1 protein-coding gene is annotated in these 1,693 nt (G+C 37.5%); it reads right to left on the bottom strand.

Annotated elements, in window-relative coordinates:
• Window positions 1-57: 57 nt before the first annotated feature.
• Window positions 58-1,536: a sodium/proline symporter PutP gene (putP, locus tag P20652_RS08235; RefSeq protein WP_033017529.1), complete on the bottom strand. Its 1,479-nt coding sequence runs from the start codon at window positions 1,534-1,536 to the stop codon at window positions 58-60.
• Between the last annotated feature and the right edge of the window lie 157 nt (window positions 1,537-1,693).

Below are 1,693 nucleotides of genomic sequence, written 5' to 3'. Positions count from 1 at the left end.
GGGAGCAACTAAATTGCTCCCTTTTTTAATGCTTAATTCGAACTTGAATTTAGCTAATTACAGTTCTTTTACCACTTCATCAAATAAGTTGGTGATGTTCTTCTCAGGCGCCTTAGTGCCCAAACTAACCACAACGATTGCAATACTTGATAAAATAAAGCCCGGAACAATGCCATAAATTAATTCACTGATAGGTGCACCATTAACTTCTATAGGTGAATAAAACCAAATCAATACTGTTATAGCACCCACTAACATACCAGATAACGCACCTTCAAAGTTCATACGCTTCCAGTAAAGGCTAAATAATACTAACGGTCCAAAAGCGGCACCAAAACCAGCCCACGCATTACTCACCAAATCCAAGATAGAACTATCTCTATCGTAGGCTAAATAAATAGCAAACATGGCTACTAAGGCAACACTTATACGACCAACCAATACAAGCTCAGAATCACTCGCGTCTTTTCGTAAAAACGTTTTATAAAAATCTTCAGTTAATGAGCTTGAACTAACGAGTAACTGTGAGGAAATCGTACTCATAATTGCAGCCAATATTGCAGCCAATAAAAAACCAGCAATAAGTGGGTGAAATAAAAGCTCTGAAAGAATTAAGAAAATTGTTTCAGGGTCTTCAACTACAATATTATTTTCATAAGTATAAGCAGCACCAAATATACCTGTTGCAACTGCACCTATAGCAGCAACAATCATCCATGTCATACCAATACGGCGTGCTGTAGGCATATCTTTAACGCTGCGTACCGACATAAAGCGAACAATAATATGAGGTTGGCCAAAATAACCTAAACCCCATGCCATTGCCGAAATAATACCTAATGCAGAACCTGCACCAATCCAGTTAAGCATATCTGGATTTACACTATGTAAAGTAGACTCCAAAGGCTGTTCAAGCAAAGAGTATGCAACGGTAGGTACCAAAATTAGTGCGATGAACATAATACAACCTTGCACAAAGTCAGTTAAGCTAACCGCTAAAAAGCCACCAAACAAAGTATATAAAACAACAACACCCGTTGTGATATATAAACCCATTTCGTAGCTTAGCCCAAACGAACTTTCAAACAGTTTACCGCCAGCCACAACACCTGAAGATGTGTAAAGTGTAAAGAAAACAATAATTACAACAGCAGATACAACACGTAGCAAGTTAGACTTGTCGTTAAAGCGATTTGAGAAGTAATCGGGAATTGTTATAGAGTCATTAGCTTTTTCAGTGTACACGCGTAATCTAGGTGCCACTAATAAGTAATTCAACCATGCACCCATCACTAAACCAATGGCTATCCAAGTGCTACTAAAACCAGTAACAAACATTGCGCCAGGTAGACCCATAAGAATCCAACCACTCATGTCTGATGCACCAGCGGAAAGTGCTGCAACACTTGGAGATAGGTTTCGCCCGCCTAGCATATAGCCAGAAACATCGCTTGTAGATTGTTTATATGCATATAGTCCTATACCTAGCATTACAATAAAATATAACGCCAGTGAAATAATCATTCCTGTTTCCAAATTAGCCTCCGCATAATTATTAATAACAGGCTCTTGATCCTAATATTGACTCTTAAAATATTATAATAAAGACACTATTAGGATAAAAACCATTCTCGAAGACTATATCATGCCTAATATGAAAATCTCCAACTTGTTACTTTTTCTTGATTTAAAA

Source organism: Pseudoalteromonas sp. BSi20652 (genome assembly GCF_000239855.1).
In the GTDB taxonomy this organism is placed as follows: Bacteria; Pseudomonadota; Gammaproteobacteria; order Enterobacterales; family Alteromonadaceae; genus Pseudoalteromonas.
The sequence above is the reverse complement of the archived record's forward strand: the minus strand, read 5'-3'. Positions and strand labels throughout refer to the sequence as shown.